29 protein-coding genes are annotated in these 26815 nt (G+C 59.4%); 22 read left to right on the forward strand and 7 right to left on the reverse strand.

Annotated elements, in window-relative coordinates; translation table 11 throughout:
- Positions 1-4 precede the first annotated feature (4 nt).
- Together hutU and TRM7557_RS09790 are read left to right on the forward strand one after the other, a co-directional pair.
- Entirely contained in the window at positions 5-1675 is a 1671-nt protein-coding gene (gene hutU / locus TRM7557_RS09785) for a urocanate hydratase (RefSeq protein ID WP_058290044.1), read from the forward strand.
- A gap of 99 nt (positions 1676-1774) precedes the next feature.
- Positions 1775-3136: a formimidoylglutamate deiminase gene (locus TRM7557_RS09790; RefSeq protein ID WP_058290045.1), complete on the forward strand. Its 1362-nt coding sequence runs from the start codon at positions 1775-1777 to the stop codon at positions 3134-3136.
- A 10-nt stretch (positions 3137-3146) separates the two neighbouring features.
- Here the strand turns inward: TRM7557_RS09790 and TRM7557_RS09795 are convergent, their stop codons facing one another.
- Positions 3147-3704, reverse strand: a complete 558-nt coding sequence (locus TRM7557_RS09795; RefSeq protein ID WP_058290046.1) for a helix-turn-helix domain-containing protein — start codon at positions 3702-3704, stop codon at positions 3147-3149.
- An 80-nt stretch (positions 3705-3784) separates the two neighbouring features.
- Here TRM7557_RS09795 and TRM7557_RS09800 point away from each other — a divergent pair, with 80 nt between their 5' ends.
- Together TRM7557_RS09800 and TRM7557_RS09805 are read left to right on the forward strand one after the other, a co-directional pair.
- Positions 3785-4483 carry an AzlC family ABC transporter permease gene (locus TRM7557_RS09800; protein ID WP_074942155.1) on the forward strand — a complete coding sequence of 233 codons (699 nt, stop codon included), beginning with the start codon at positions 3785-3787 and terminating at the stop codon, positions 4481-4483.
- A complete protein-coding gene (locus TRM7557_RS09805; protein ID WP_058290047.1) occupies positions 4473-4769 on the forward strand; it encodes an AzlD family protein in 297 nt (98 codons plus the stop codon). The genes TRM7557_RS09800 and TRM7557_RS09805 overlap by 11 nt, the downstream gene beginning before the upstream one ends.
- Here TRM7557_RS09805 and TRM7557_RS09810 read toward each other — a convergent pair.
- Positions 4766-5680 carry a LysR family transcriptional regulator gene (locus tag TRM7557_RS09810; protein ID WP_058290048.1) on the reverse strand — a complete coding sequence of 305 codons (915 nt, stop codon included), beginning with the start codon at positions 5678-5680 and terminating at the stop codon, positions 4766-4768. The two genes, TRM7557_RS09805 and TRM7557_RS09810, sit on opposite strands and share 4 nt — an antisense overlap.
- Before the next feature lie 142 nt (positions 5681-5822).
- On the opposite strand from TRM7557_RS09810, the gene TRM7557_RS09815 reads away from it, so the two are divergent.
- Genes TRM7557_RS09815 through TRM7557_RS09825 form a run of 3 tightly spaced genes read left to right on the forward strand, consistent with a single transcriptional unit; the run spans position 5823 to position 8109 of the window.
- Positions 5823-6251, forward strand: a complete 429-nt coding sequence (locus tag TRM7557_RS09815; protein ID WP_058290049.1) for a DoxX family protein — start codon at positions 5823-5825, stop codon at positions 6249-6251.
- Between the two features lie 60 nt (positions 6252-6311).
- Positions 6312-7115, forward strand: a complete 804-nt coding sequence (locus TRM7557_RS09820; RefSeq protein ID WP_058290050.1) for a VOC family protein — start codon at positions 6312-6314, stop codon at positions 7113-7115.
- 4 nt (positions 7116-7119) lie between these two features.
- Positions 7120-8109, forward strand: a complete 990-nt coding sequence (locus tag TRM7557_RS09825; protein WP_058290051.1) for a glutathione S-transferase family protein — start codon at positions 7120-7122, stop codon at positions 8107-8109.
- 7 nt (positions 8110-8116) lie between these two features.
- Here TRM7557_RS09825 and TRM7557_RS09830 read toward each other — a convergent pair whose 3' ends face one another.
- From TRM7557_RS09830 to TRM7557_RS09840, 3 genes are read right to left on the reverse strand one after another with little or no spacing between them, the layout of a single operon-like run.
- Positions 8117-9124 carry an ABC transporter substrate-binding protein gene (locus TRM7557_RS09830; RefSeq protein WP_058290052.1) on the reverse strand — a complete coding sequence of 336 codons (1008 nt, stop codon included), beginning with the start codon at positions 9122-9124 and terminating at the stop codon, positions 8117-8119.
- Positions 9094-10458 (reverse strand): sensor histidine kinase, encoded by a 1365-nt coding sequence (locus TRM7557_RS09835; RefSeq protein ID WP_328586546.1) that lies wholly within the window; start codon positions 10456-10458, stop codon positions 9094-9096. The genes TRM7557_RS09830 and TRM7557_RS09835 overlap by 31 nt, the downstream gene beginning before the upstream one ends.
- Positions 10459-10466: 8 nt before the next feature.
- Positions 10467-11132 carry a response regulator transcription factor gene (locus TRM7557_RS09840; RefSeq protein ID WP_058290054.1) on the reverse strand — a complete coding sequence of 222 codons (666 nt, stop codon included), beginning with the start codon at positions 11130-11132 and terminating at the stop codon, positions 10467-10469.
- A gap of 119 nt (positions 11133-11251) precedes the next feature.
- On the opposite strand from TRM7557_RS09840, the gene TRM7557_RS09845 reads away from it, so the two are divergent.
- The 3 genes from TRM7557_RS09845 (at position 11252) to TRM7557_RS09855 (ending at position 14317) form a co-directional block, all read left to right on the forward strand.
- Positions 11252-12232, forward strand: coding sequence for a Bug family tripartite tricarboxylate transporter substrate binding protein (locus TRM7557_RS09845; protein ID WP_058290055.1), 981 nt, complete (start codon positions 11252-11254; stop codon positions 12230-12232).
- Between the two features lie 75 nt (positions 12233-12307).
- Complete coding sequence (locus TRM7557_RS09850; protein WP_058290056.1) at positions 12308-12790, forward strand: tripartite tricarboxylate transporter TctB family protein; 483 nt, start codon at positions 12308-12310, stop codon at positions 12788-12790.
- A 12-nt stretch (positions 12791-12802) separates the two neighbouring features.
- Complete coding sequence (locus TRM7557_RS09855) at positions 12803-14317, forward strand: tripartite tricarboxylate transporter permease (RefSeq protein WP_058290057.1); 1515 nt, start codon at positions 12803-12805, stop codon at positions 14315-14317.
- A gap of 59 nt (positions 14318-14376) precedes the next feature.
- Here the strand turns inward: TRM7557_RS09855 and TRM7557_RS09860 are convergent, their stop codons facing one another.
- The gene (locus TRM7557_RS09860; protein WP_058290058.1) at positions 14377-15744 is read right to left on the reverse strand and encodes an aminotransferase-like domain-containing protein; all 1368 of its coding nucleotides are present in this window, start codon (positions 15742-15744) and stop codon (positions 14377-14379) included.
- A gap of 267 nt (positions 15745-16011) precedes the next feature.
- Between TRM7557_RS09860 and TRM7557_RS09865 the strand changes: the two genes are divergently transcribed.
- From TRM7557_RS09865 to TRM7557_RS09900, 8 genes are all read left to right on the forward strand, one after another.
- Entirely contained in the window at positions 16012-16494 is a 483-nt protein-coding gene (locus tag TRM7557_RS09865) for an MSMEG_0572/Sll0783 family nitrogen starvation response protein (protein ID WP_058290059.1), read from the forward strand.
- A gap of 106 nt (positions 16495-16600) precedes the next feature.
- On the forward strand, positions 16601-17581 hold the full coding sequence (locus tag TRM7557_RS09870; protein ID WP_058290060.1) for a Nit6803 family nitrilase: 981 nt from the start codon (positions 16601-16603) through the stop codon (positions 17579-17581).
- A complete protein-coding gene (locus TRM7557_RS09875; RefSeq protein ID WP_058290061.1) occupies positions 17574-18674 on the forward strand; it encodes an MSMEG_0568 family radical SAM protein in 1101 nt (366 codons plus the stop codon). The genes TRM7557_RS09870 and TRM7557_RS09875 overlap by 8 nt, the downstream gene beginning before the upstream one ends.
- Positions 18671-19219, forward strand: coding sequence for an MSMEG_0567/Sll0786 family nitrogen starvation N-acetyltransferase (locus TRM7557_RS09880; protein ID WP_058290062.1), 549 nt, complete (start codon positions 18671-18673; stop codon positions 19217-19219). Before TRM7557_RS09875 ends, TRM7557_RS09880 begins: the two co-directional genes overlap by 4 nt.
- Positions 19216-20202 (forward strand): sll0787 family AIR synthase-like protein, encoded by a 987-nt coding sequence (locus tag TRM7557_RS09885; protein WP_058290063.1) that lies wholly within the window; start codon positions 19216-19218, stop codon positions 20200-20202. Before TRM7557_RS09880 ends, TRM7557_RS09885 begins: the two co-directional genes overlap by 4 nt.
- Positions 20195-20473, forward strand: a complete 279-nt coding sequence (locus TRM7557_RS09890) for an MSMEG_0570 family nitrogen starvation response protein (RefSeq protein ID WP_058290064.1) — start codon at positions 20195-20197, stop codon at positions 20471-20473. The genes TRM7557_RS09885 and TRM7557_RS09890 overlap by 8 nt, the downstream gene beginning before the upstream one ends.
- A gap of 10 nt (positions 20474-20483) precedes the next feature.
- Positions 20484-21740, forward strand: coding sequence for an MSMEG_0569 family flavin-dependent oxidoreductase (locus tag TRM7557_RS09895; RefSeq protein WP_058290065.1), 1257 nt, complete (start codon positions 20484-20486; stop codon positions 21738-21740).
- A complete protein-coding gene (locus TRM7557_RS09900) occupies positions 21737-22549 on the forward strand; it encodes a Pnap_2097 family protein (RefSeq protein WP_058290066.1) in 813 nt (270 codons plus the stop codon). The genes TRM7557_RS09895 and TRM7557_RS09900 overlap by 4 nt, the downstream gene beginning before the upstream one ends.
- Before the next feature lie 53 nt (positions 22550-22602).
- Here TRM7557_RS09900 and TRM7557_RS20035 read toward each other — a convergent pair whose 3' ends face one another.
- Positions 22603-22764: a hypothetical protein gene (locus TRM7557_RS20035; protein WP_058290067.1), complete on the reverse strand. Its 162-nt coding sequence runs from the start codon at positions 22762-22764 to the stop codon at positions 22603-22605.
- A gap of 199 nt (positions 22765-22963) precedes the next feature.
- Between TRM7557_RS20035 and TRM7557_RS09910 the strand changes: the two genes are divergently transcribed.
- The 4 genes from TRM7557_RS09910 to TRM7557_RS09925 all read left to right on the forward strand — a co-directional run bounded on the left by TRM7557_RS09910 (position 22964) and on the right by TRM7557_RS09925 (position 26803).
- Positions 22964-24070 carry an NUDIX domain-containing protein gene (locus TRM7557_RS09910; protein WP_058290068.1) on the forward strand — a complete coding sequence of 369 codons (1107 nt, stop codon included), beginning with the start codon at positions 22964-22966 and terminating at the stop codon, positions 24068-24070.
- 112 nt (positions 24071-24182) lie between these two features.
- Positions 24183-25607 carry a nicotinate phosphoribosyltransferase gene (locus TRM7557_RS09915; RefSeq protein WP_058290069.1) on the forward strand — a complete coding sequence of 475 codons (1425 nt, stop codon included), beginning with the start codon at positions 24183-24185 and terminating at the stop codon, positions 25605-25607.
- 367 nt (positions 25608-25974) lie between these two features.
- Positions 25975-26268 carry a ribbon-helix-helix domain-containing protein gene (locus TRM7557_RS09920; protein ID WP_058290070.1) on the forward strand — a complete coding sequence of 98 codons (294 nt, stop codon included), beginning with the start codon at positions 25975-25977 and terminating at the stop codon, positions 26266-26268.
- A 139-nt stretch (positions 26269-26407) separates the two neighbouring features.
- A complete protein-coding gene (locus TRM7557_RS09925) occupies positions 26408-26803 on the forward strand; it encodes a VOC family protein (protein WP_058290071.1) in 396 nt (131 codons plus the stop codon).
- Positions 26804-26815 lie beyond the last annotated feature (12 nt).

A 26815-nucleotide genomic window follows, 5' to 3' on the forward strand; every position in this document is an offset into this window, starting at 1 on the left:
AACAATGAGTGACCCCCGCAAAAACAGCCGCGACATCTTTCCGCCGACGGGAACCGAGTTGACCGCCAAAAGCTGGTTGACCGAAGCGCCGCTGCGGATGTTGATGAACAACCTGCATCCCGATGTGGCCGAAAACCCGCATGAGCTGGTGGTTTACGGCGGCATTGGCCGTGCGGCACGGACCTGGAAAGATTTTGATCTGATTGTCGAAAGCCTCAAGGATCTGGAAGCGGATGAAACCCTGATCGTGCAGTCCGGCAAGCCGATCTCAATCATCAAAACCCACAAGGATGCGCCGCGGGTTCTGATCGCCAATTCCAACCTTGTGCCGCATTGGGCGAATTGGGACCACTTCAACGAGCTCGATAAAAAAGGGCTGGCGATGTACGGCCAGATGACCGCAGGTTCGTGGATTTATATTGGCAGCCAGGGCATTGTGCAGGGCACCTACGAAACCTTCATGGAAGCAGGTCGTCAGCACTATGGCGGGGATCTGAAAGGCAAATGGATCCTGACCGGCGGCCTTGGCGGTATGGGCGGCGCGCAGCCCTTGGCAGCGGTGATGGCCGGCGCCTGTTGTCTGGCAGTTGAATGTGACGAACGCTCTGCCGATTTCCGCCTGCGCACACGGTATGTCGACGAGAAAACCCATTCGATTGATGAGGCGCTCGAGATGATCGCGCGCTGGACCAAAGCCGGCGAGGCCAAATCGGTTGCCCTGATCGGCAATGCGGCGGATGTCTTCCCCGAGCTTTATAAACGCGGTGTCCGCCCGGATATCGTCACCGACCAGACCTCGGCCCATGATCCGGTCAATGGCTACCTGCCGCAGGGCTGGACCGTGGCGGAATGGCGCGCCAAGGCGGAAACTGCACCGAAAGAAGTCGAACAGGCCGCGCGTGCCTCGATGAAGGTGCAAGTCGAAGCGATGGTGGCCTTCCACAAAGATGGCGTGCCAACCGTGGATTATGGCAACAATATCCGCCAGATTGCGCTGGAAGAGGGGCTGGAGGATGCCTTTGCCTTCCCGGGATTTGTTCCCGCTTACATCCGTCCGCTGTTCTGCAAAGGCATTGGCCCGTTCCGCTGGGCGGCACTGTCGGGCGATCCGGAAGACATTTACAAGACCGACCAAAAGGTCAAAGAGCTGCTGCCGGACAACAAGCACCTCCACAACTGGCTGGACATGGCCCGCGAACGGATCGAATTTCAGGGTCTGCCTGCGCGGATCTGCTGGGTGGGTCTTGGCGATCGTCACCGCCTTGGCCTTGCGTTCAACGAGATGGTCAAAAATGGCGAGCTGAAAGCACCCGTTGTCATTGGGCGCGATCACCTGGATTCCGGCTCTGTTGCGTCGCCCAACCGCGAGACCGAGGCGATGAAAGACGGCTCCGACGCGGTGTCGGATTGGCCGCTTCTGAATGCGCTGATGAACACGGCCTCGGGCGCGACCTGGGTGTCGCTGCACCACGGTGGCGGCGTTGGCATGGGCTTTTCGCAGCATTCCGGTGTGGTGATCTGTGCCGATGGCACCGACGATGCCGCCAAACGTCTGGAGCGTGTGTTGTGGAACGACCCGGCCTCTGGTGTCTGGCGCCATGCGGATGCAGGCTACGAGGACGCCAAAGAATGTGCGCGCGTGAACGGGTTGCGCCTGCCCGCCATTCTGGGCTGAGGCCCCCCAGAAAGGACACGCCTGTCTCGCAGCAGGCGTGTCCTTTCTGACGCCCATCGCACAGGGCTCAGCCCGCGATTTTGAGAAATGAGTAAGAACATGAACATCCACGCGACGCATCTTCTGGTTCGGCAAGAGTGGTTTAAGAACTGCCGGGTGACCTGTCTGGACGGTCGGATCACGGCTGTCGAACAGGGCGTAGACCCGGCAGAAGGCGACTACCGCGTGGATACGCTGCTGCCTGCGCTGGCCAACCTGCACAGCCACAGTTTCCAACGTGCAATGGCCGGGATGACAGAGTTCCGCGCGGCAGGAAAAGAAAGCTTCTGGACCTGGCGGGCGTTGATGTACCGGTTTCTGGATCACCTGACCCCAGAACAGTTCGAGGCCATTGCGGCCCTTGTGTTCCTGGAGATGCAGGAAGCAGGCTATGCCGCCGTTGGGGAATTCCACTATGTGCATCATCAGTCTGACGGCACCCCCTATGGGGCGCTGAGTGAGCTGAGCGATCGCGTCTTTGCCGCTGCGGCGCAGACCGGGATTGGCCTGACCCATCTGCCAGTGCTTTACACTTATGCCGGCGTCAATCAGGAGGCCCTGGCAGGGGGGCAGTTGCGGTTCTCCAACAGTGTGGACCGGTTCTGTGACCTTGTGGATGCCTGCAAAGGGACCCTGACCCAGCTGCCTTTTGACGCGCAGGTCGGGATCGCCCCGCATTCGTTGCGCGCAACTTCTCCTTCTGATCTGGCACAGGTGCTGGCGGCCCATCCCACAGGCCCCGTGCATATTCACATCTCGGAACAGCTGAAAGAAGTGGCCGATGTTCAGGCCAAGCTTGGCGCGCGTCCGGTGGACTGGCTTTTGAACAATGCAGAGGTCAATGACCGCTGGTGTCTGATCCACGCCACCCATATGACACAGGCCGAAACAGTGGCCATGGCCCAAAGCGGCGCGGTTGCTGGCCTGTGTCCAATCACAGAAGCAAACTTGGGTGATGGTCCGTTTAATGGCCCCACCTATCTGGCGCAGGGCGGGGCTTTTGGGGTCGGCTCGGATTCCAATGTCAGGATTTCGTTATCCGAAGAGCTGCGGACGCTGGAATATTCTCAGCGGCTGCGTGATTTTGAACGCAATGTCATGGTGGCAACCGAAGGGTCCGTGGGGCAGTCTTTGTACACAGGGGCGGCGGCGGGCGGTGCGCAGGCGCTGAACCGGGATGCCGGCAGTATCGAGGTCGGCAAACTTGCCGATCTGGTTGCAATCGATACACAGCACCCGGCGCTGTGTGCCTTGCGGACAGATCAAATTCTGGATGGCTTGTGTTTTGCAGCCTCTGACGACGTGGTCACCGACACATGGTCCGCGGGTCGTCATGTCGTCAAAGAAGGGCGCCATATTGCCCGCGATACGGTGCTTGCGCGCTATAGATCCGCAATTTCTGATCTGTTGGACGCGATCTGACTCGGGGCGGTTAGTCGCGGGTTTCCATCACAACAATCAACTGGGTTCCCGGCTCCATAGCCTCATAGACATGTGGCCGGTCCGCCGGGTAGCGATAGTAGTCCCCGGCATTGAGCATCTCGGTCGCCTCCAGTGGTCCTACGCGGGCCTGACCCACACAGACAACCGCATGTTCAAATGTGCCCGCTGGGTGCGGGGTGGACTTGCGGGTCGACCCCGGCTCCAGATCCACGCGATACACGTCCCGGCGGGTTCCGGTCGGGCAATTCGCGAGCAGCGTGGTCTGGAAAGTGGCGTGATCCGACCCCAACCGCGCCCCTTCGTCAGCCCGGATCAGGCTGACATCCGGTTTGCTGACCTCGAACAAGGTGGAAAAAGTCACATCCAACGTCTCGGCAATGGCCCAGAGCGTTTCGATGCTTGGGTTTCCTTTGCCGGATTCCAATTGCGACAAGGTCGATTTTGCCAGCCCCGCCCGAGAGGCCAACGCAGATAGGCTCAGGCCTTTGCGGCTCCGCTCGCGCTGAATGGCATTGGCGATCAGATCATTTGGCGTCATGCTGTCCATTATAATGAACCCTTGTGCTTTTTGGCGAACATTCTATGTTCGTCATAATGAACATCGTTCGACATAAAAGGTCAATCCAGATGCAAGCCCCATCCACGACACGGTCCGAGATCCTGCTTGGCGCGCGTGATATGCTGCCCATGGCTTTGGCAGCGGCGACCTATGGTGTGGCCTTTGGTCTGCTGGCCTCGCAGTCGGGGTTTTCCTTTTTGCAGTCGCTCTCCATGAGCGCCATGGTGTTTGGCGGCTCCGCACAGCTTGTGGCTCTGGACCAGCTGACAGCCGGGGCGGGTGTGGCAGCGGCCATTGTGGCAGGTGCTGCCCTGAACATGCGCATTCTGCTGATCACTGCCAGCATGCGGAGCGCGCTTGTTCAGCGCCCTTGGTGGCAGATTGCCACTGGGGTCTATCTGGCAACCGACGCCTCGGTGGCGCTGATGCAGACGGCCAAGAACCGTGGGGCATTGGCAAGCTATTGGTATCTCTTAGGCGGTGGCGCGCTTTTGCTGCTGGTGTGGGTGGCCTCGACCAGCATCGGCGCGGTGCTGTCGCAGGGGATCCCGGATCCCGCGCGCTTTGGACTGGATTTTGCAATTGTCGCGGTCTTCATTGCATTGCTGCCGGGGTTGTGGCGGGGGCGCAGTGATCTGTTCCCTTGGCTGGTGGCTGCGGGCACCGTTGCCCTCTTTGTCGTTTTGTTCCCGTCACTTGCAGGCTGGGGGCTGTTGCTGGGTGCGATCAGCGGTGCTGTGGTTGCGGGGCTTTCTCATGACAACTGAGATCTGGTGGACCGTTCTGGGGCTGGGTGCGGCCAGCTATGCGATCCGGTTGGGCGGGTTTTTCCTTGCTCTGCGCTTGCCGCAGTCGGGTGCATGGGCGCGGGGGCTGGACGCCCTGCCCGGCTGTTTGATCATGGCGCTGGTCGCGCTCATGATGATCAAAGGCGGCGTCATTGAATGGGTCGCGGGTCTCATTGCGCTACTGGTGGCCGCCAAGACGCGCAACCTGCCGATTTCCATGCTGGCAGGCGTGTCCGTCGTCGCGGGTTTGCGCCTTTTTGTCTAATCGTCCTGCAAGCGGGCAAAACTTTCTTGCTGCTTGAGACGGCGCGCGACAAAGTCGACAAAGGCCCGCACCCGTGCCGGCAAATGCCTGTTTTCCAAGAACACCGCGTGGATATCGAGCGTCAGCGTCTCGGCCTGCGGAAACAGGCGCTGCAAACGCCCTGCCTGCACGTCTTCGGCCACAACATAATCAGGACAAAGGCCAATGCCCTGCGCCGCCAGCGCAAGGTTTCGCACCACTTGCGCCGAATTGACCATAAACGGCCCGTCGACCGGAATGCGGCTGGAGTGCCCATCCACAAGAAACGGCCAGGCCGTCGTGGACCGCGAATTGCTATCGCGAATGCATCTGTGATGGCACAACGCCTCGATGGTGTCAGGGGTTCCGTACTGCGAGAGGTAATCCGTATGGGCCACACACCACAACTGGGTCTGTGCCAACCGCCGCGCAATCATATTCGTCTCGCGCAGGGCGCCAATGCGAATGGCCAGATCAAACCCCTCTTCCGCCAGATCCACGGGACGGTCGCTGAGATACAGGTCAAACGTCAGATCCGGGTGACCTTTAGCAAAGTCGAGCAGCAGCGGCTGTAGGTGAAGTTCGCCAAAAGTGGTCGGCGCCGACAGGCGAAGTGTCCCCGTCAGCCCGGCAACATCGGCGCGCACATCGGCTTCCAGTGTATCAAGATCTTCGATCAGCTGTGCAGCCCGCGCATAGTACAGCTGCCCCGCACTTGTAATACTCAGCTGGCGGGTTGTGCGATGCAACAGCCGCACGCCAAGGCGGTCTTCAAGCTGGCCGACATATTTGCTGACCAGTTTGGGCGAAAGATGCATGCGCGCCGCCGCAGCGGTGAAAGACCCCGTCTCAACCGCCGCCACAAAGGTCTTCATTCCTGTCATCAGATCCATGCCATTACGAACATCACGGCGAAAGTCATTCGTCAATAGGGCTATTTTTCGCCCCACCCAAAGATGCCAAATCTAGCCCAGTCGCGACACACCCCGTCCGGCCGACATCCAAAGTTCATCTCTCAGACGAAGGACATCTCTTATGCTTGATCACAAAACTGCACCCTATGCTGCTTTGGCCCTTCGTGTGGCCTCTGGCGTGACGTTTATCGCACATGGCCTGCTCAAGGTGCTGGTGTTTACCCCTGCTGGAACGGCGGGTTTCTTCCAGTCCCTCGGCCTGCCGGGGCCGCTGGCCTATGCCACCATTGCTGCTGAGCTTCTGGGCGGGCTTGCCCTTGTGCTGGGCTTTCAGACACGGCTTGTCGCCCTCGGCCTTATTCCAATCCTGCTCGGTGCTGTGTTCTTTGCCCATGGTGGCAATGGTTGGGTGTTTTCCAACGAAGGTGGGGGATGGGAATTCCCGATGTTCTGGGCGGTGACAAATCTGGTCATCGCGGGGCTGGGCAGCGGGGCCTTTGCGCTGGATCTGTCCTCTTGGGCCAAATCGAAAAATCTGGCGGCATCCTAATTCAAACCGAGGCGCAGGCCCGACTGCCTGCGCTTGCTCCACCAACCAAAGGACAGGCCGATGACCTCATCAAGCCCTTTAGCTTTTGACCTTTCTGCCGCGCCGATTTCCGTCGCGCATGTCACGCTTCTGGTTCGGGATCTGGATCGCATGACCCGCTTTTACAGGGATCTCCTTGGGCTGACAGTGCTGTCACAAACCGCCACGCAAACCAGTCTGGGCCTAGACACTGCATTTCTGACCCTCTCCGCCCCCGGTGGGCTGGATGCAAACAGCGGCCAGTTTGCCGGGCTCTACCACACCGCGTTTCTGCTGCCCGCGCGCGCAGATCTGGGGGCCTGGCTGGATCATGTTCAGGCCAAAGGCATTCGCCTTCAGGGGGCCGCCGATCACGGGGTGTCAGAGGCCATCTATCTGGCTGATCCTGAAGGCAATGGCATCGAAGTCTACGCAGATCGCCCCACGGACCAATGGTACGATGATCAGGGCAATCTTCAGCTCACCACCGAACCATTGTCGGCGCATACATTGCCGCAAGGCCGCTGGAGCGCAGCCCCGCCGGGCACCCGCATCGGACATGTGCACCTGCAGACCACGGACCTTGCAGCGGCAGAGACCTTCTGGAGCGACGCAGGCTTCACCGCTATGGCGCGCGCGCCGGGGGGCATCTTCTGGGGGGCGGGTGGATACCACCATCAGCTGGCCACCAATGTCTGGTCACGCGGCCGCAAAACGGCCCGCCACGATGGGATCGCGGGGCTTTCAGATATCACACTCTACGCGCCAGACGTGGCAGCCACGCAGGCGCAAACGCGCACCGCACCCTCGGGTGTGCGGGTCACCTTCACTACGGAAAAGGTTTGAAATCATGTTGGTCAACGGCAAATGGACAAGCGATTGGCACCCGGTTCAAGCACAGGATGGCGCGGGACGGTTTGTCCGGCAAACCTCCAGCTTTCGCAATTGGGTCACGCCCGATGGCGCGGCGGGCCCAACCGGTGAGGCAGGCTTCAAAGCAGAGACCGGGCGCTACCACCTTTATGTTGCGCTGATCTGCCCCTGGGCGTCCCGAGCCCTGATCGCACGGAAGTTAAAAGGGTTGGAAGACGTCATCACCGTCAGCGTGGTGGAGCCGTTTCTGACCGATCAGGGATGGAAGTTCGGAGATTTCGATGGCGCGGATGCAGATCCGCTGTTCGCAGCCGACTATATGCACCAGATCTACACCAAAGCGGACCCGCAGTTCACTGGCCGTGCCACGGTGCCTGTCCTGTGGGACAAAAAACAAAACGTTATGGTCAACAACGAAAGCGCCGATATCCTGCGGATGCTCAACACTGGTTTTGGGGATCTGGCCCGCTCTGACTTTGATCTGTACCCCACACATTTGGCCGCTGAAATCGATGCGCTGGCCCCCTGGATGTACAACGAATTGAACAATGGCGTGTACAAAGCAGGCTTTGCCTCCTCGCAGGCGGCCTATGAGGAAGCCGCCACAGGCGTCTTTGCCGCGCTCGATGTGCTGGACACGCGGCTCTCCGATGGGCGCGCATTCTTGCTGGGCGATCAGCTGACCGAAGCCGATATTCGCCTCTTTGTCACAAGCTTGCGCTTTGACGCGGCCTATCACGGGCTGTTCAAAACCAATTGGAAGCGCATTGCGGACTACGCCCATGTGCAAAAGCACCTAGAGCGCATGCTGCGCGTGCCGGGCCTCGCGGACACGGTGAACCTGACGCATGTCCTTTCAGGCTATTACTCAATCAAAGCGCTCAATCCGTCCGGTATCATTCCGCGCGCCCCGTCACATGTCGCACAGCTTGTCGAGCAGGTCCGCGCCACAGGTCGCGCAGCCTGAGATCACATCAATCCTGCAAGATGGCATTTGTCCATTCGGACAGAAACGCCCGCTTTTTCAGTTGATCGAGGAACACCATAAGGCCGGGGCCGATCCGAATACGGTTCAGGGAGGTTTCGATTTGCTCCAGCTCTGCCGCCACCCCATCCGTCGGGGCCGCATGGGCCTGCACCAGCAAATGGTCGACAAATTCGCGGGCAAGATCCGGCGAGGCCGCCGCCTTTGGGATCAGCACGGTGCGCAGCATCACGGTGGTGAAATCCGTGGGCAGGACGATGGAAAACGCGTCCTGCCCCACGCGGTTCATCGCGTAGCTCCCAAGCACGTTATACGCGATCAGCAGCTCTCCGCTGGCGACCGCATCGATCATGTCAGACGAACAGCAGTACAGCCGCGCGTCCAGCGCCCCCATGACTTCGGTCAGGCGCCAATAGGTCTCTGACGCCCGCGTGTCCTGTGTCGCAAACAGATAGCCCAGCCCCGAGGCACGGACGTCATAGGTTCCGACCCGACCCCGAAAACGGTCCGGGTGGTTGCGCAATAAATCAATGAGGTCGTGACGATCCTTGGGCACCGGAAGGTCCGCGAACCCGGCATTGGAAATCACGATTGCGGCGGGTTCCTGCGTGAAGGCAAAGAGCATGTCATTCCAAACCGCCCAGGCAGGCACCGATAGGGTCGCGCTGGAAGAATGCCGCAGTGCCATGCCATCATTGGCCAGTTTTGTCTGCAGGTCCATGGCACTGGAAATCGCAAGATCAAAGGTTTCGTTCTCGTCCTGAAGCGCGCGCATCAACTCCGCAGAGCTGACAACCACATATTCGATCTCTGTGTCTGGATGGGCCGTTAGAAAGGGGTCTACCATGGGTTCAAAAAACGCGATGTCAGCGGTGGAGATAATGCGCAGCCTCTCGGCACCGCCTTCGACGCCAAAGCGGGTCTGGTCTTCGATCTCGAAGGCCGCACTGATCTGGGCAAAGGCCGTCAGGACAAGGGAAAAAAGAAGGAAACGCATCCGCCTGCTCCTGCAATATTGGTGATGTTCAAATCGCCGCCATGCGCGTCGATCACTTCTTTGGCGATGGTCAGCCCAAGGCCGGATCCAATGACATCTCCTGCATTGCCGCCCCGGGCAAAACGGCCTGTCAGTGTCTCCATTTCATCCTCTGGAAATCCAGGCCCAGTATCGCTGACGGACAGAACAGCGCCGCCCGCGCGGGCCTTGACCACAATATCAACCTGCGCACCGTCTGGTGCGTATTTGATTGCATTGTCCAGCACATTCAGCAGCGCGTTTTGCAGCAAAATCGGGTCCCCCTTCAGAACCCAGGGTTCCAGTACCGAGGTCATCAGATGGATGTTTTTCAGCTCGGACACAGGACGCTGCCGCTCCACTGTTTCCGCGACCAGCTGTGGCAGATCCACGTCTTGCTCTGACAGGTGATCCAGTCGAAAGGTCACCATCGCATGGTCCAACAGCTGACCCGCCGTGCGCGAGCTGTCATCGATGGCATGGATCATCTCGGACAGGGCGTCGCGCGTGGCCGGATCTTGCACGCGGCGCCGGGCGACTTCGGCTTTGGTGCGCACAATGGCGAGCGGCGTGCGCACCCGATGGGCGGCTTCCGCGATAAAGTCCTCGGAGCGGGACAGGGATTTCTTCAGTCGTTTCATCAAGGAATTCAACGACGTGACAAGCGGCACCATTTCTTTTGGCACCGGTGCCGCCACGGGGCGCAGGTCTTTGGGGCCGCGGCGCGACACGGACACCGTCAGCCGATCCAGCGGGCGAATGGTGCTGCGTGCCACCACAATGGCCAACAGAACCGACGACAAAAAGAAGCCAAACCCGATCCCCATTGAGGTCCGCGAAATGCGGGCCAGCGCCTGTGTCTGCCCCATCCGCGTTTGCGCGACAGACACCTGCAACACCCGCTGCCCCATATCGGTGGCAACCGACCGTTGCACAGAGGCAATGCGCACCTCATCGCCCAGAAACGCCGCCGAGAAAAACCCATGCGTGCCCGCCTTGCCGCCGGTTGCCCGCGGCAGATCCCGGTAGCCGCTCAGAAACTCCTCCTCGAGCCGAATGGCATAAAAGACCCGTTCATGTACCACTCCGTCCAGCATGGACAGCGCCGAATAGGGCAGATCAAGACTGATCTCCCCCGCCACAAAACGGGCGCTGTCCAAGATAGAGCGAGCAGAGGCCTCTAGCACATTGTCCTGGCTTTGCTGCGCCACCTGGCTGGCAACCGACATGACGACAAAATAGACCGCAACCGCCAGAACCGCGGCGCTGGCCAGCAGCGACATCAGCAGCCTGCGCCGGATTGAGCCTCTGGACACCGAAGGTCTCATGCAATTTCCAGCTTGTAACCAAGCCCGCGCAGCGTGGTGATCCGCACCGAAGATCCTTGCAGATGCCGACGCAGCCGCCCGACATAAACCTCAATTGCATTTTCTGAAATGTCGTCTTCGTGGAAGATCAGCCGCTCTACCAACGCGGATTTTGAAAAAATCTGCCCCGGTGATTTGGCAAAAATTTCGAACAACCGCAGCTCGCGGGTGCGCAATTGGATGTCCCGATCGCCGTTTGTCAGAACCCCCGAATGCGAATCAAATCCAAGATTTCCCAGCGAAATCTGGTTCTGTGCTTCACCGCCACGGCGGCGAAGAACGGCCCGACAGCGGGCTTCCAGCTCGGCAAAATCGATGGGCTTCACCATGTAATCATCCGCGCCCAGATCCAAAATCCCGACCCGGTCAGAGACCTCGGAGCGCGCGGTGAGAACGATCACCGGCGTGCGCATTTTGGCCTGTCGATGGCGCGACAGGAAGGATCTTCCGTCACCATCTGGAAGATTAATATCCAATAAAATCAAATCGTAACCTGAAACGGCGGCAAAATCCCACGCGGTCTGAAGATCGGCGGCATGATCCACGACATGCCCGTCCAGACCCAGACGATCCATGACCGCCTCGGCGAGTTTTTGATTGTCCTCAATTAATAAGAACCGCATGTGTGTCGCCCACCTCCCTTTGGTGTTTTCCCTGCGTGTCAGCTTTGTGTCAGGTTTTCTCTCCACCCTTGCCCGACAAGAGCGGCGAAGGCTGCTGTTGTCAAATGGGAGGAAACCACATGACTTTCGAACTGGGCCGTCGCGCCCTGCTGGCCGCGGCTGCGGCATTCACCCTGTCCGGCCCGGCGTTTGCTGATGGCCATAAGGTCGTAGACAGCATCCACTTTCTGATCCCCGGCGGCGCTGGTGGTGGCTGGGATGGCACCGCACGCGGCACCGGAGAGGCGCTCACTGGCGCGGGTCTGGTCGGCACCGCATCTTACGAAAACATGTCCGGCGGCGGCGGTGGCAAGGCCATTGGCTATATGATTGAAAACGCCGACAGCCAGCATGGCACACTCATGGTCAATTCGACCCCGATTGTGATCCGTTCCCTGACCGGTGTGTTCCCGCATAATTTCCGCGACCTGACGCTGGTGGCGGGCACCATTGGGGACTATGCGGCGCTGGTGGTGAACAAGGACAGCCCAATCAATTCGATGGCCGACCTGATGACCGCCTATGACGCAGACCCGTCCGGCACCGCGGTTGGCGGCGGCTCTGTCCCCGGTGGCATGGACCATCTGGTCGCCGCCATGGTGATGGAAGCGGCGGGCAAAGACCCGCTGGACCTGAAATACATTCCTTATGACGCAGGTGGCAAAGCCATGGCAGCCCTGTTGTCCGGCGAGATCAAAGCGCTGTCTACAGGTTTCTCGGAAGCGGTCGCCCTGGCGGAAGCCGGCGAGGTGAAAATCATTGGTGTGACCTCTGACGAACGCGTCGGTGCCTACGGGGACGCGGCGACCATGAAGGAACAGGGGATCGACACCACCTTTGTGAACTGGCGCGGCTTCTTTGCGGCTCCCGGCCTGCCCGAGGACAAGCTGGCCATGTACCAGGCTGCCATAACCAAAATGTATGACACGCCCGAATGGGAAGCCGTGCGCGCGCGCAATGGCTGGGTCAACATCCACAATTCGGGCGATGACTTCAAAACCTTCCTCGAAGGCCAGGAACAGGTCATCGGCGATCTGATGAAGAAGCTCGGCTTCCTGTGAAACCAACAAAAACAACATCAAAACACGCGCACCCGACCCGATGTGGTCGGGTGCACTTCATCAAGGGAGGGGATCATGGCACTCGATCGTTGGGTCGCATTTGTCATTCTTTGTGCAGCCCTGGCCTATGGCTATGCTGCCTTTTTCACAATGGACGCGAGCCTGCCGCCGTTCATGAAACGCAACCCGATCTGGCCCAGCACCTTCCCCAAGGTTCTCTGTGTCATGGCCGTGATCACGTCGCTGTTTATCTTGCTTGGGTTTGAAAAAGCCGCCGAGACGGGCAAAAAACCCGACATCGATTACCGCCGTCTGGGCGACTATCATCTGGTGCATGCGCTGCTGTTGATAGGTCTGATGGTGGCCTATGCGCTGTGCCTGCGGCCGCTTGGGTTCCTGTTTTCCACCTTTGCCTTTCTGGCCATCGGTGCCTTTGTTCTGGGCGAGCGCAAGTTTCACATCCTGATCCCCGTGGCCGCACTGGCCAGCGGCACCGTCTGGTATCTGGTCGATCAGGTGCTGGGGATCTTCCTGCGCCCCTGGCCAATGTTTTTCTGAGGAGGGGAACCCATGCTAGAAGGTTTGATGATTGGCCTAGGGGCCGCCTTTTCGATCCAGAATTTGCTCATGGTGGTCGCCGGATGCCTGATCGGCACCTTTATCGGCATGCTGCCGGGTCTGGGGCCGATGTCCATTATTGCCATTATGATCCCCGTTGCGATCACCATTGGCGATCCCTCTGCCGCGCTGATCCTGCTGGCCGGGGTCTACTATGGCGCGATTTTTGGCGGCTCGACCTCGTCGATCCTGCTGAATGCGCCGGGGGTTGCGGGCACCGTTGCCACCAGTTTTGACGGCTATCCAATGGCCCGAAAAGGACAGGCGGGCAAGGCGCTGACCGTGGCCGCGATTGCGTCATTTGGCGGCGGCACCATTGGGGCCGTTCTGCTGATGGTCTTTGCGCCCATGCTGTCGACGGTTGCGCTGCTGTTCCATTCGGCAGAGTATTTTGCGCTCATGGTGGTCGGGCTGTCGGCGATTGCAGCTTTTGCCGGCACCGGCAATGTCGCCAAGGCCACGCTGATGACCCTTGTTGGGTTGATCATGGCCACGGTGGGCGAAGGTGCGCTGTTCAATATGCCCCGCTTCACCATGGGGCTGATGGATCTGCAATCGGGCTTCAGCTTTATCACACTTGCGATGGCGATGTTTGCCCTGCCCGAAGCGCTGTTCCTGGTGCTGAACCCGGCCCGCGCGGCGCAAGGGGACAGCGGCAAGATCGAAAACCTGCGCATCACCCGCGAAGAGGGGCGCAAGATCGCGCCGGTCATCGGGCGCCAGTCGCTGCAGGGCTTCTTTATCGGAGTTCTGCCGGGCGCCGGCGCAACCATTGCCTCGTTCCTTGGCTATGCGGTAGAGCGCAATATCGCCAGCAAGGAAGATCAGGCAGAATTCGGGCAAGGCTCTATCAAGGGGCTTGCAGCGCCGGAAAGCGCCAATAACGCCGCCTGTACCGGATCTTTTGTGCCGCTTCTGACGCTTGGCATTCCGGGGTCTGGCACCACAGCAATCCTGCTGGGCGCGCTGATTGCGCTGAACGTCACTCCCGGCCCACGGTTGATGATCGACAATCCGCAGATCTTTTGGGCAGTGATCATTTCGATGTATATCGGCAATCTGGTTCTGCTGATCCTGAACCTGCCGCTGATCCCCTATATCGCCAAAGTGCTGACGATCCCGCGCAACTATCTGATCCCGTTCATTCTGTTCTTCACACTGATGGGCAGTTACATCGGACAAAACAATGCGACAGAGCTGTTGATCCTTGTTGGCATGGGGCTTGCAGCAACCGTGCTGAAGTTCGCGGACTATCCGCTGGCGCCCCTGCTGATCGGCTTCATCCTTGGCGGCATGCTGGAGGACAATTTCTCGCGTTCCATGCAGCTTTATGATGGCATCAGCTTTATTGTCGACCGGCCCATGACGCTTGGCCTGCTGGTTACAGCCGTATTGCTGGTGGTGATCCCCAGCTACCGCGCGCGCCGTGCAAAGGCCCGCCGGGATGGGGTGGCCGAAGGCGACTGATCCAAGAAACGCTGGCCCCCATGCAACATGGGGGCCAGCAATATGGTGACAGGGGCCTGTCAGGCTTTGGACAATTGCCAGATCTGATTGTTCAGATGGGTCAGGGTTTGCGGCAGGTTTTCGCGCAGAAGCCGCCCGCCAAGGCAAATCCGAACAAAACGGTCCTGCTGCCCTGATGTGCGGAACGCGCTTTCTGGCGAAATGCCGATTTCCTGATTGGCCATATTCGCCATCAAGGTGCCGCAGGTCACATTCTCGGGCAGGCGCAGCCAAATGTTGAACGCATGCGGATTGGAAATGAACTCTGCTTCGGTGACCGTTTCGCGGGCAATCTGCTGACGCAGCGCGGTTTCATTGCGGATGAAGCGGCGGATCTGATCAGCGGTTCCATCCAGAACCCAGCGCGTCGCCAGCGCCATTGAGACCGGCGAGGCCATAACAGACACCGCGCGAATGCCGTTTTCCATCGCAAAACCCGCGCGCGCATTGGGCGCAATCGCATAGGCCAACCGCAACCCGGCCCCAATACATTTGGCCAGACCCCCGATGTACCAGGTCAGATCCGGCGCATATGCGGCCATCGGCGGCGGCGCGTCCGGCAGGACAAACCCATAGGCATCATCTTCGATCAACGGCAGGTCGTGACGTTTCATCACCGTGGTGATGTCCAGCCGACGGTCTTGCGGGACAATCATTGTGGTCGGGTTGTGCAGGGTTGGATTGAGGTAGAGCGCTTTGGGCTGATGAGCCTGAATAGCGGCCTCCAGCGCATCCGGCAGAATGCCGTTTTCATCCATTGGCAGACCGACCAGCCGGAGCCCAAGTTGCGCGGCGATTTTCTTGAAGCCGGCATAGGTGATGTCTTCGCACAGAATACAGTCGCCGGGCCGCGCCAGAACCGTCAGAATTGCCAGCATTGTTGCATGGGCTCCGGGCGTGACGGCGATCCGGTCCAGATTGGGGACAAGCCCCCGCATCGACAACCAGATGGACGCCGCTTCTTTGTCAATCTCGCCGCCGATTGGGTTTTGATAGCGCAGCAAATGCACCAAATCATTCGACACCGCCGACAGACCCGCGCGCATCCGTTCCAAGAGTTCGGGATCTGTGGGCTCGGGGGGGGCATTCATGGTCAGGTCATGGGCCATCGCCCGGCGCTGATCGCTGGTGTCGCTGAAGCTCTGCTGTGGCAGGATAAAAGTACCGCGTCCCACATGGGTTTCGATCAGACCACGGCTAAGCGCCTCATTATACCCACGCGAAACGGTGGTGAAATCGACCCCGATCATATCCGCCAGTTTCCGCTGCGGGGGCAGCTGGTCCCCCGGTAACAGAACACGGTCTTTCATGTCCTGTGCGATGCAATCCGCAATCGCCAGATATCTGGGTTTTCGCGACTGTTCGATTCTCTGAGGCCAGTTTTCCATCGAATCCCCGTCTTGCGGTTGGAGGTCATTGCATAATTGTATGCATGATATACAGACAATAACGCGCAGCTCTCGTCGACGAAATTCTCGTAAAATATCGAGGAATATCCCGATTTTCCCTGATTCAGTCCGCTTTTGCTCAGAATGCAGGCACATTCATACAATCAATACAATTATATTGATTGCAATATTGTATGCATCAATGGAGGTCACGGCGGCCGCGCGTCTAGCAATGGGTAGCACCAACGCAAACGACAGGAGAGCGCAATGCCAGACGTGACAACCCCCGCCCACAAAGACGGTGATTTCTTCGTCAACTACGAGGAAAAAGTCTTTGAAGACGTGCAAGCCGAAGAGGGTCAGAAAGCCCTCGTGACCTTCCATACAGTTGCCTTTGAAGGCTCTATCGGGCTGGTGAATATCCTCCAAGCCATCCGCCTGCAGCGCAAAGGCTTTGAAACCTCTGTGCTGCTTTATGGACCCGGCGTGTCTCTGGGGGTGCAGCGGGGCTTCCCGACGCTGGGCGACGAAGCGTTCCCGGGCGCGCAGAACTATGCCGCCAATCTGACAAAGTTCATGAAGGAAGGCGGCAAGGTCTATGCCTGCCGCTTTGCCCTGCAAATGCTGATGGGCCACGGCGAACCTTCGCTGCTGCCGGGCATCACACCGATCGCCCCGCAGGACGTTCTGGACCTGAAGCTGCTGCACGTGCGCGACAATGCGGTGATCGTCGACACCTGGACGCTGTAACTCCAGCCCCACCGGGGCGGCAATGTTGCTGTCCCGGCGGTTCCTTTTATTCCCCAAAAGCCAGAGGCGGCAACGGCGCCGCCTCCCCCTTGCAAAGGAGTTTCGCATGGCCAATCGCACCATCCGAGCCGCCGCAGTCCAGATTGCACCAGATTTAACAGGCCGCGCGGGCACCATCGAACGGGTTCTGAACGCAATCGCCGAAGCCGCCGAAAAAGGCGCAGAGCTGATCGTTTTCCCGGAGACCTTTGTCCCCTACTACCCGTATTTCTCCTTTGTATTGCCGCCGATCCAACAGGGGCCTGAACATCTGCGCCTTTATGAGGAGGCCGTTGTGGTGCCATCGCCTGAAACTCAGGCCGTAGCCGATGCGGCCCGCAAGCGTGGCGTGGTGGTGGTGCTGGGCGTGAATGAACGCGACAAGGGGTCGCTGTTCAACACGCAGCTGATTTTTGACGCTGACGGCACTCTGGCGCTGAAGCGGCGCAAAATTACCCCGACCTATCACGAACGCATGGTCTGGGGCCAAGGCGATGGCGCAGGGCTGCGCGTGGTCGAGACCAAAGTTGGCCGGGTTGGCGCGCTGGCCTGCTGGGAGCATTACAACCCGCTGGCGCGCTATGCGCTGATGTCCCAGCACGAAGAAATCCATGTCGGCCATTTCCCCGGCAGCCTTGTGGGGCCGGTGTTTGCCGAACAGATCGAAGTCACCATGCGCCATCACGCGCTGGAAGCCGGGGCCTTTGTGGTCAATTCCACTGGTTGGCTGACCGAAGACCAGATCAGCTCTGTGACCGAAGACCCGAAGTTGCAAAAGGGTCTGCGCGATGGCTGCATGACCTGCATTATTTCGCCCGAAGGCCGCCATGTGGTGCCGCCGCTGACCGCAGGCGAAGGCATCCTGATCGCGGATCTCGACATGGCCCTTGTCACCAAACGCAAACGGATGATGGACAGCGTCGGCCACTATGCGCGGCCCGAGCTGCTGCATCTGGTCCATGACGCCCGCCCGACCCAGCCGGTGCGGCGCATCGAAGAGGAACAGGATCTGACCACATCGCAAGAACAGGAGGCCGAAGATGTCTGACGCTGCGCTGATCAACGAACTGCAAACCCACGGCATGCGGATGATCGACCCCTCTGTCGGTCTGCAAAGCCGCCGTGGTGGCGCTGGCCCGACCGACCACAAGGCCGTCACCATTGGCGACACGACGGTCATGATCCCGGTCCACACGGCCCCGGCCTTCGACAGCCCCTATGTGGTGCAGGCCCCGAACGCCGAGGGCATCGCAGAGGTGACCAAGGCGGGCGTTTCTCTGGGCGAGGTAAAGTTCCCCTCCCGTCCCAAGTTCTACGATCTGAAAACCGCGGATGGGATTGCGTACAGCAAGATCGCAACGCTGCATTCCAAGGATGTTCTGGCCACCACGGTGCTGCAGGACTGCATCCGCTATGCCAGCCGCAAGAAAACCTGCCAGTTCTGCTCTATCGGGCAATCCCTGGCTGCGGGGCGCACGATTGCGCATAAAACCCCGGCCCAACTGGCCGAGGTCGCCAAGGCCGCCGTCGACCTGGACGGGGTCAAACATATGGTCATGACCACCGGCACGCCCAGGGGCGCAGACCGCGGCGCGCAGGTGATGGTCGACAGTGCGCAGGCGATCAAGGCTGCTGTGGACCTCCCCATTCAGGGCCAATGTGAACCGCCCGAAGATGACATCTGGCACGCGCGGATGTTTGAGGCCGGGATTGATAACCTCGGCATGCATCTCGAGGCCGTCACCCCCGAGGTCCGCGCCCGCGTCATGCCCGGCAAGGCACAGGTGAGCCTTGAGAAGTATTTCGACAGTTTCAAAGCAGCCGTGCGGGTCTTTGGCCGGGGTCAGGTTTCAACCTATATTCTTGCCGGTCTCGGCGACACGCCCGAGGCGATCCTCGCCACCTCGCAAGAGCTTTGCAAAATCGGGGTCTACCCGTTTGTGGTGCCGTTCGTACCCGTCTCTGGCACCCCGATGGAAGGGCACCCGGCCCCAACGGCAGACTTCATGTCGGGCATTCTCAAGCCGCTCTCCGGGATGATCCTGCGCGCCGGGATGAGTGCCGAAAGTGCCAAGGCCGGCTGCGCCAAATGCGGGGCGTGTTCCGCCCTGTCCACCTATGAAAAGCTGCGTGCGTCATGAGTTTCCAGCGCGCGCAGGCCTTTCTATCGCCCGACTACATCATTCGCGCAGCCGCGCAGCCTTGGGAACTGGCTGGTGTCCGGGCCCTTCGGCATCAGGTCTTTGTCGAGGAACAGGGCATCTTTGACAGGGATGACCGCGACGACATTGATGACATTGCCATGCCGCTGGCCGCGATCAGCACTTTTGCGGCAGAGGCCGATCAGGTGGTCGGCACCGTGCGCATTCATCAAGAGGCACCTCGGATCTGGCGCGGCTCTCGGCTGGCGGTTGCGCAAAGCCACCGCCGTTTGGGGCGGCTTGGCGCAGAGCTGATCCGCCTTGCGGTCTGCACCGCGCACGGGCGCGGCTGCGACCGATTTATGGCCCATGTGCAGATCCAGAACGTGCCGCTGTTCAAACGCCTGCGATGGCACCCCCTGCGCGAGGTCGAATTGCACGGGGTCCTGCATATGGAAATGCAGGCGGATCTGTCCTTTTACCCGCCCATCCCCGACCCATTCGCTGGCTGGAAAGCGCTTTCACCGAAACGGAGGTCCGTATGATACAGCCGCCACTGCCCATTCGAAAAATCGCACGCGACCTGCGGGATCACCCCTCCATTCGCAGCAAGCTCGACATTGCGCAAAGCACGCACACGCTGGGCCTGACCGCCGACAGTGCGGGTACTCCGGGTGACGATTGCGCCGTGCTGCCCGCTGCTGACGGGTTTGATCTGTTTGCCTGCGAAGGTTTCATCAACGCCTTTGTCAAAACCGACCCTTGGTTTGCCGGCTGGTGCGGGGTGATGGTGAATATCTCGGACATTCTGTCGATGGGCGGGCGCCCGCGCGCTGTCACCAATGCCATCTGGGCCCCCAACGCTGAACAGGCCCAGCCGGTTCTGGCGGGTATGAAGGCGGCCTCGCAGGCTTACGGGGTTCCGGTGGTCGGCGGGCACACCAATCTGCACACCGATGACCTGCAACTGTCTGTGTCCATCCTTGGCCATGCGCAGCAGCTGATCACCAGCTTTGATGCCGCGCCCGGCGACGTTTTGATCTGCGCGATTGATCTACAGGGCAGCTACCGCGAACCCTTTGATAATTGGAACGCGGCCTTGACTTCGCCGCCGGAAAAACTGCGTGCCACAATGGAAATCCTGCCCACTCTGGCCGAAGATGGGCTGGTCACAGCGGGCAAAGACATCAGCCAGGGCGGCATTGTCGGCACCGCCCTGATGCTGGCCGAAGCCTCTGGCGTTGCGATTGACATCCAGCTCGAAGCGTTGCCGCGCCCTGCTGGTGTCGACATTGAACGCTGGCTGCGGACCTTTCCCAGCTTTGGCTTTCTGGTGTCGGCACGCCCGGACCATGCCCCTGCGATCTGCGCCGAGTTTGCCAAATTCGGCATTGCCGCGGCGGCCTGCGGTGATGTGCGCGACGGCAGCACTGTGGACCTGCAGGCGCGCGATGGGCGCGCGGCCTTCTGGGATTACCAACGCAGCCCCTATCTGAACCTTTCGGCAAAAGAGGCCAGCCATGCCTGAAACCCGTTTCACCCTGCGCTGGCCCGACGGCCAGATCGACGAATGCTACTCTCCCTCGACCGTAGTGCTGGAGTTTCTCAAGGCTGACACCACCTACCCGCTGGAGGAATTCCTCGACCGCTGCCGCGAGGCACTGGAACAGGCCAGCCGGCGCGTCGAAGCCAAATTCGGCTTCCGCTGCACCAGCGCCGACGCGCAACTCTCTGCAATCGAACGCAAAGCCAGCACATTCACGGCAACCGAAACCGTGACCTGTCTTTCGATCTCCTAAGGAGCCCCTCATGACCCACCGTGAACATAAATCCGTTGTCATTGTTGGCGGCGGGCAGGCTGGCCTGTCCGTAAGCTATTATCTGTGCCGGGAAGGGCTGGACCACGTCATTCTGGAACGCCACCAAAAGTTCCATTCCTGGCGCAGCAACCGCTGGGACACCTTCTGTCTGGTCACCCCCAACTGGCAATGCCGCCTGCCGGACTTTCCCTATCAAGGCACCGATCCCGAAGGCTTTATGGTCAAGGACGAGATCACCGATTACCTCGACGCCTTTGCTGAAACTTTTGACCCGCCCGTGATCGAGAATTGCGAGGTCACCAAGATCACCCAGCGCCCCGGTGGTGGCTATTTTGTGGACAGCAGTCAGGGCGATTTTTCGGCAGATCAGGTGGTGATTGCCACCGGGGGCTATGACAATCCGATTGTGCCGCCCTATGCCAAGACCCTTGATCCATCAATTCAGCAGATGCATTCGGTCGATTACCGCCGCCCTGCGCAAATGCCGGAAGGGGGCACGTTGGTTGTGGGGACTGGCCAGTCCGGCGTGCAGCTGATGGAGGATCTGCACCTTGAAGGGCGCGATGTGCATCTGGCCGTTGGCCCGGCGCCGCGATCGCCGCGCATGTATCGCGGCCGGGACGCGACCGACTGGCTGTACGAGATGGGACATTACCACATGACCATCGACAAGCACCCCAACCCCGAACATGCGGTCTCCAAGACCAATCACTATATGACCGGCCGCGACGGTGGGCACGAAATCGACCTGCGCAAATTCGCGCGGGAGGGGGTGTCGCTCTATGGCTCTGTCAGCGGCATGGACGGCAGCCGCATCCAGTTTCTGCCAGATCTGGAGGCCAATCTTGACGACGCCGACCAGAGCTATGTCCGGATCCGGGAGGCGGTCGACAGCTACATCGACAAAAACAACATTGACGCGCCGACCGAGCCCGCCTTTGAAAAGGTCTGGCGACCAGAGCAGGAGATCACGGAAATCGACTGCAAGAAGGAAGGGATTACGTCCATTCTTTGGGCGATTGGATTTCGCCCTGACTATCACTGGATCGACGTTGATGTGTTTGATGCGCGGGGGCGCCCGGTCTACCGGCGTGGTGTCTGCAAGACGGAAGGGTTCTATTTTATCGGGCTGGGTTGGCTCAACACATGGGGTTCTGGCCGGTTTCTCGGTATTGACGAAGACTCCCGCTATTTGGTGCAGCAGATTGCCGCCAAAGCCAAATCCACCCTGCAGGTTGCCTCATGAACATCGCGCCCCGCACCGCCTGCCTGCCCCATGAACGCTTGGGGCAGATGACCCTCGGCATGGCCCAGCTGGCCCCACGCGGCCTGTCCGAAGACTGGTGGCTCAAGCATCTGGGCGATGTGCACTGGCAGCTGATTGCCGAGGCGGTGGGCCAAAACACAACCGTGTTTCGGGACCGGCAGGGGCGGCAGCTCTATGCGGCGTTCTGCGCAACCGAGTTCGCCCAATCCCACCCTGACCGGGTTGGATTGGGTCAAAACCTCGACATCCGGTCCACACTGTGGTCCGTGGGGCACAGCCGCATTCAATCCAACCACCGCATTCTGGCGGAAGGGGTCGAGGTTGCGCAGGTCCGGTTGGTTTCTACTTTTGTGGCCCATATGAAAGCCAATGTGAACGCCAGCGTCAGCCGGGCCACACCCTATCTGGTGCCTGTACTGGATCCTGCGCCAGACGATTTTGCCCGCCAGGCAGGCCAGCTGGCGAAGAGCGAAAAACAAACACGCCATACCGGCGCAGATCACGTGGCACTGTCCACGACGGTTGGCGCGGATTTCAATGCGGTCGGGCTGTTGTATTTCCCAAGCTTCACCCGCCTGCTGGAACAGGCCGAAGTCGCCTTCGCCGATGGCACCCCGTGGCGTCCGGTCAAAAGGCGCTTGGTGCTTTACTTTGGGAACATCGAAATGGGGGACAGTGTCCTGGGTGTTCAACCCTTTGACATGGAAGGGCAAATGTCACTTCAGCACATCTGTGCATCAACCGGCCAAAAGCGCGCCATCGCCTTTGGCCAAACCAGTCGCCATTGACCAAACCTGCGCAAATGCGCCAAGCGGGGGGCTGGCGTTCCCCCCCTAACCCATCAGCTTTTCTTCTTTTCAGCCGCAGCCTTAAGCCGCGCAATCAACTCCGCTTTGGTCTCGTTTTGACCAAACGGGCTTTTGTCCGAACCCTTTGCATTATGCTCACTGTGGCGCGGCTTGTTCTTGCCGACCTTCGCGTTCCCCGATTTTTTGTAGTCCATCGTGAGGCTCTCTTTCTGCGTTCGCTTCAGCTGTCTCCCCTTAGGGGGTCGCGGCCGGAATGTAAAACACTGCTGCGGTCGCCATACGTGACAGGCTGCGGGCATCGCCCCAACCCATTTGACAAACAGCCGCCCCGGATCTAGAAATCCGGCGTGCAAGGAAGTCTTGCACATATATTACTATCGCGGAGGTCGCGCTATGTCACAGGTCACGCTTTCAGTGATCATTGGACGGTTTCAGCCTTTTCACAAAGGCCACCGGAAACTGTTCGAACATGCTTCACACATCTCAGATCAAACCCTCGTCCTTATTGGGTCCTCTTTCCGGCCGCGGTCAGAAAAGAATGCTTTCAAATGGACAGAGCGGGCAGATTTCATTGCCAATGCGATGAAAGCGTCCGGCAGCACGGCGCAGATCACCTGTTTGCCGCTGATCGACACGCTTTATGACGACAAGACCTGGGCGGGAAATGTGCGCACGGCGATTGATCTGCACTTGCGCACACAAGGCATTGCACGCGCGGATGCAAACATTGTGCTTGTTGGCCATGACAAGGATGAAAGCAGCCGCTATCTGCGCTGGTTCCCCGAATTCAAAGCCGCCGCCGTAGAGGCCGAACACAATGCCGGCACCGTGTTGAATGCAACCGATATGCGGGCGGGGTTCTTCCTCGACAAAACGCCTGTGGCAAAGCTGCGGGACGTGTTTGGCACTGTGGAAACGGATCAGGTTGTCGCATGGATGGACAGCCACCCCGACGCGGTGGCGCAGATCCGGGCCGAAGCTGCCTATAATCAGTCCTACCGGGAAAACTACCAAAAGGCGGTGTCCGCCTTTGGCTATGAAATCCCCGCGGACTGTGCCGATGCGGTGGTGGTCCAGAACGGCCATATTCTTTTGGTCGAACGCGCCAATGCGCCGGGGCGTGGGCTGTTTGCCCTGCCGGGTGGGCACCTCCAGAAGGAAACCGCACGGGACGCAGCCATTCGCGAATTGATTGAGGAAACCCGCCTCAATATCCCACGCAAGCTGCTGGAAGGCCGGATCGCGGCCCGTCAGGTGTTTGACCACCCAGAGCGGTCGGAACGCGGATGGGTGCGCACAGAGGCGTTCAAATTCGAACTGATCGACGGCAAGGCTCAGGAAAAGGTCAAAGGGTCCGATGACGCCAAACGCGCCTTCTGGATGCCGATCAACCAGCTGACCCCGGATGTCATGTTCGAAGATCACTTCGACATTATTCAGGCCTTGGTTCCCAATGTGCCCTTTGCCTATTCCTCGGTTCTGATGAGCCGTATGCACTGAATTCACTGGCCCCGCGCGGGTCATGAATGATCGTGGCCCGCAGGGGCCATGATCCAGCCCACCGGGAGGTCCGGTGCGGCGTTACATATCCGATCCAAGGAGGACTGGAACCATGATGTTGCACACATCCAATTTTGCCGAGGCGATCGACGCAGGAAATTTCCTGCTCGACACGGACAGCTATAAATACAGCCACCCCCAACAGTTTCCCAAAGGCACCGAACGGGTCTTTGCCTATATCGAACCACGGCGTGCGGATGGGGTCATTGACGAGCTGGTGTTCTTTGGCCTTCAGGCCGAGCTGATGCAGCTTTCGGGGCAGGTCATCACACAAGCAATGCTGGATGAAGCGGCCCCGTTTATCCAAGCCCACGGTCTGTCGCTCTATACAGAGATGTTTCAACACATCATCGACGCCCATGACGGGCGCCTGCCGGTGCAGATCGACGCCCTGCCCGAAGGTACAATCGCCCCGGTTTCAGTGCCGCAGGTCAGAATTGTGAACACAGACCCCAAATGCTGGGCCTTGCCGGGTTTTCTGGAAACGCGGCTTCTGCGGGCGGTGTGGTATCCCAGTACGGTTGCCACCCTGTCAAACTACGTGATGCGCCAGATCCGGTCGCGGTTGATGGAAACCGACGGCAGCGATGACGGGCTTGCTTTCAAACTGCATGACTTTGGGGCGCGTGGTGCCACCAGCGCACAGAGTGCCGCCCTTGGCGGGGCGGCCCATTTGGTGAATTCCATGGGCACCGACACAATGGGCGCGTTGGTTCTGGCCCGGAATGTCTATGGTGCTGAGATGGCAGGGTTTTCGATCCCGGCAACTGAACACAGCACCGTGACCTCTTTTGGTCCAACCGGGGAGCTGGCCTTTATGCGGCAGTTCCTCGCGGACAACCCAAATGGGATCATTGCCTGTGTGTCGGACAGCTATGACCTGATGCGCGCGGTGCGGGAGTATTGGGGCACCGAGCTGCGGGATGCAGTGCTGGCCCGCGATGGTGTGCTGGTTGTGCGCCCCGACAGCGGTGATCCCGTGGACATCGTCCCCGCCGTGATCGAGGCCCTGATGGAAAAGTTCGGATACTCTGAAACGCCCAAAGGGTTCCGCATTCTGCCGGATCAGCTGCGCGTCATCCAAGGGGACGGCGTCAACAAGACCTCGATTGTGGAAATCATGGACCGCATGATCGAACGGGGTCTTGCGATTGGAAACATCGCCTTTGGCATGGGCGCGGGCCTGTTGCAGAAACTGGATCGCGACACGTTTTCCTATTCCATGAAAACCTCGGCCATTTGCGTCAGGGGCATATGGCGCGATGTCTTCAAAGACCCGGTCACCGCACAGGGCAGCAAGACGTCCAAGAAGGGCCGTCTGGGGGTGATGGAAACGGACAGCGGCCGATTTGTGGTCCGTCCGCAGGACAATATTCCGCCCGGCCATGATGCGCTGAAACCGGTGTTTGTGGATGGTGCGCTCACCCTGCGCCACAGTTTCGCAGACATCCGTAAACGCGTCGGCCTGATCCGTTAGGCCCAACACGAAACCGCATTGCCCCGCACTGCGGTTTCACCGCTGACTGGCCCTGCGCAACCACAGGGCTGTGCCAACATGCGGCATGAAGGCCGCGGGTTTCCCATCCCGCCGTACATCGGTTTCACAATTGGACAACCAGCGATACTTTTACGACGCGCCATACTCAGTACAAAGATGTCTTTGCTGGGGACGCCGCATATTATTACGTATATCCGGTGGCTTATCTCCCCCAGATGGCAACTTTTGCCGATCAGGCGCTCCAAATACCTTCCCGTTTTCCAAAGTTCTATCCGGCCCGATTGGACAGAGTTCCCATTGTGCCTTACTTTTAATCAAGAGTGTGAGGTAATCAGGAGAAGCTGAGATGTGCCAAGTTTTTGCAGGCCAACAACCGGAACGCTACGCAAGCAAAACGCGCCGATTGCGCTTGAACGGACAAAGCACCAGCATTCGCCTCGAAAACGCCTTTTGGGAAATCATCGACGAGATTGCAAAACGCGATGGGGTGTCGACGCCCTCGTTTCTGTCGACCCTGCATGCAGAGGTCCTGGAACTGCACGGGGAGCCCGAGAACTTTACCTCCCTCCTGCGCTGTGCCTGTCTGAAGTTTATGGAGCGGTCCGCGGATCAAGATTCTGTCTCGATCGCTGCGGAATAGCGGCCTTCGCCCGCGTCCCAGGCGCATCCCAACCACGGCGCATCCCAACCACGGCGCATCGTAGTATCGGCATACTACCTTGCCCAAAGAACCAAGGCCTAAGCTGAACCCAGAACGAAGATTTTCTGGGAGGAATAGCGTGGCAAAGGCAATTCACTCAATGATCCGCGTCCTGGACGAGGCGCGATCGCTTGCGTTCTACGAGACGGCCTTTGGCCTGACCATCGCAGACCGGCTCGATTTTGAAAATTTCTCGCTCATTTACCTCAGCAATCCTGACTCCGAATTTGAGCTGGAATTGACGGTCAACAAAGGCACCACAGAGGCCTACGACCTCGGCACAGGATACGGACATTTTGCGGTCTCGGTGGAGGACCTGGCCGCAGAACATGCCCGTTTTGAAGCCGAAGGGCTAAACCCCAGAAAACTGGTGGAGTTTGCCCCAGATGGTGACCTGATCGCGCGGTTCTTTTTTGTCGCGGATCCAGATGGTTATGAGATCGAGGTGCTCGAACGAGGTGGACGTTTCAAGTAACTAAGGGAGGAG

Origin of the sequence: Tritonibacter multivorans, assembly GCF_001458415.1 — a bacterium.
Lineage (GTDB): Bacteria > Pseudomonadota > Alphaproteobacteria > Rhodobacterales > Rhodobacteraceae > Epibacterium > Epibacterium multivorans.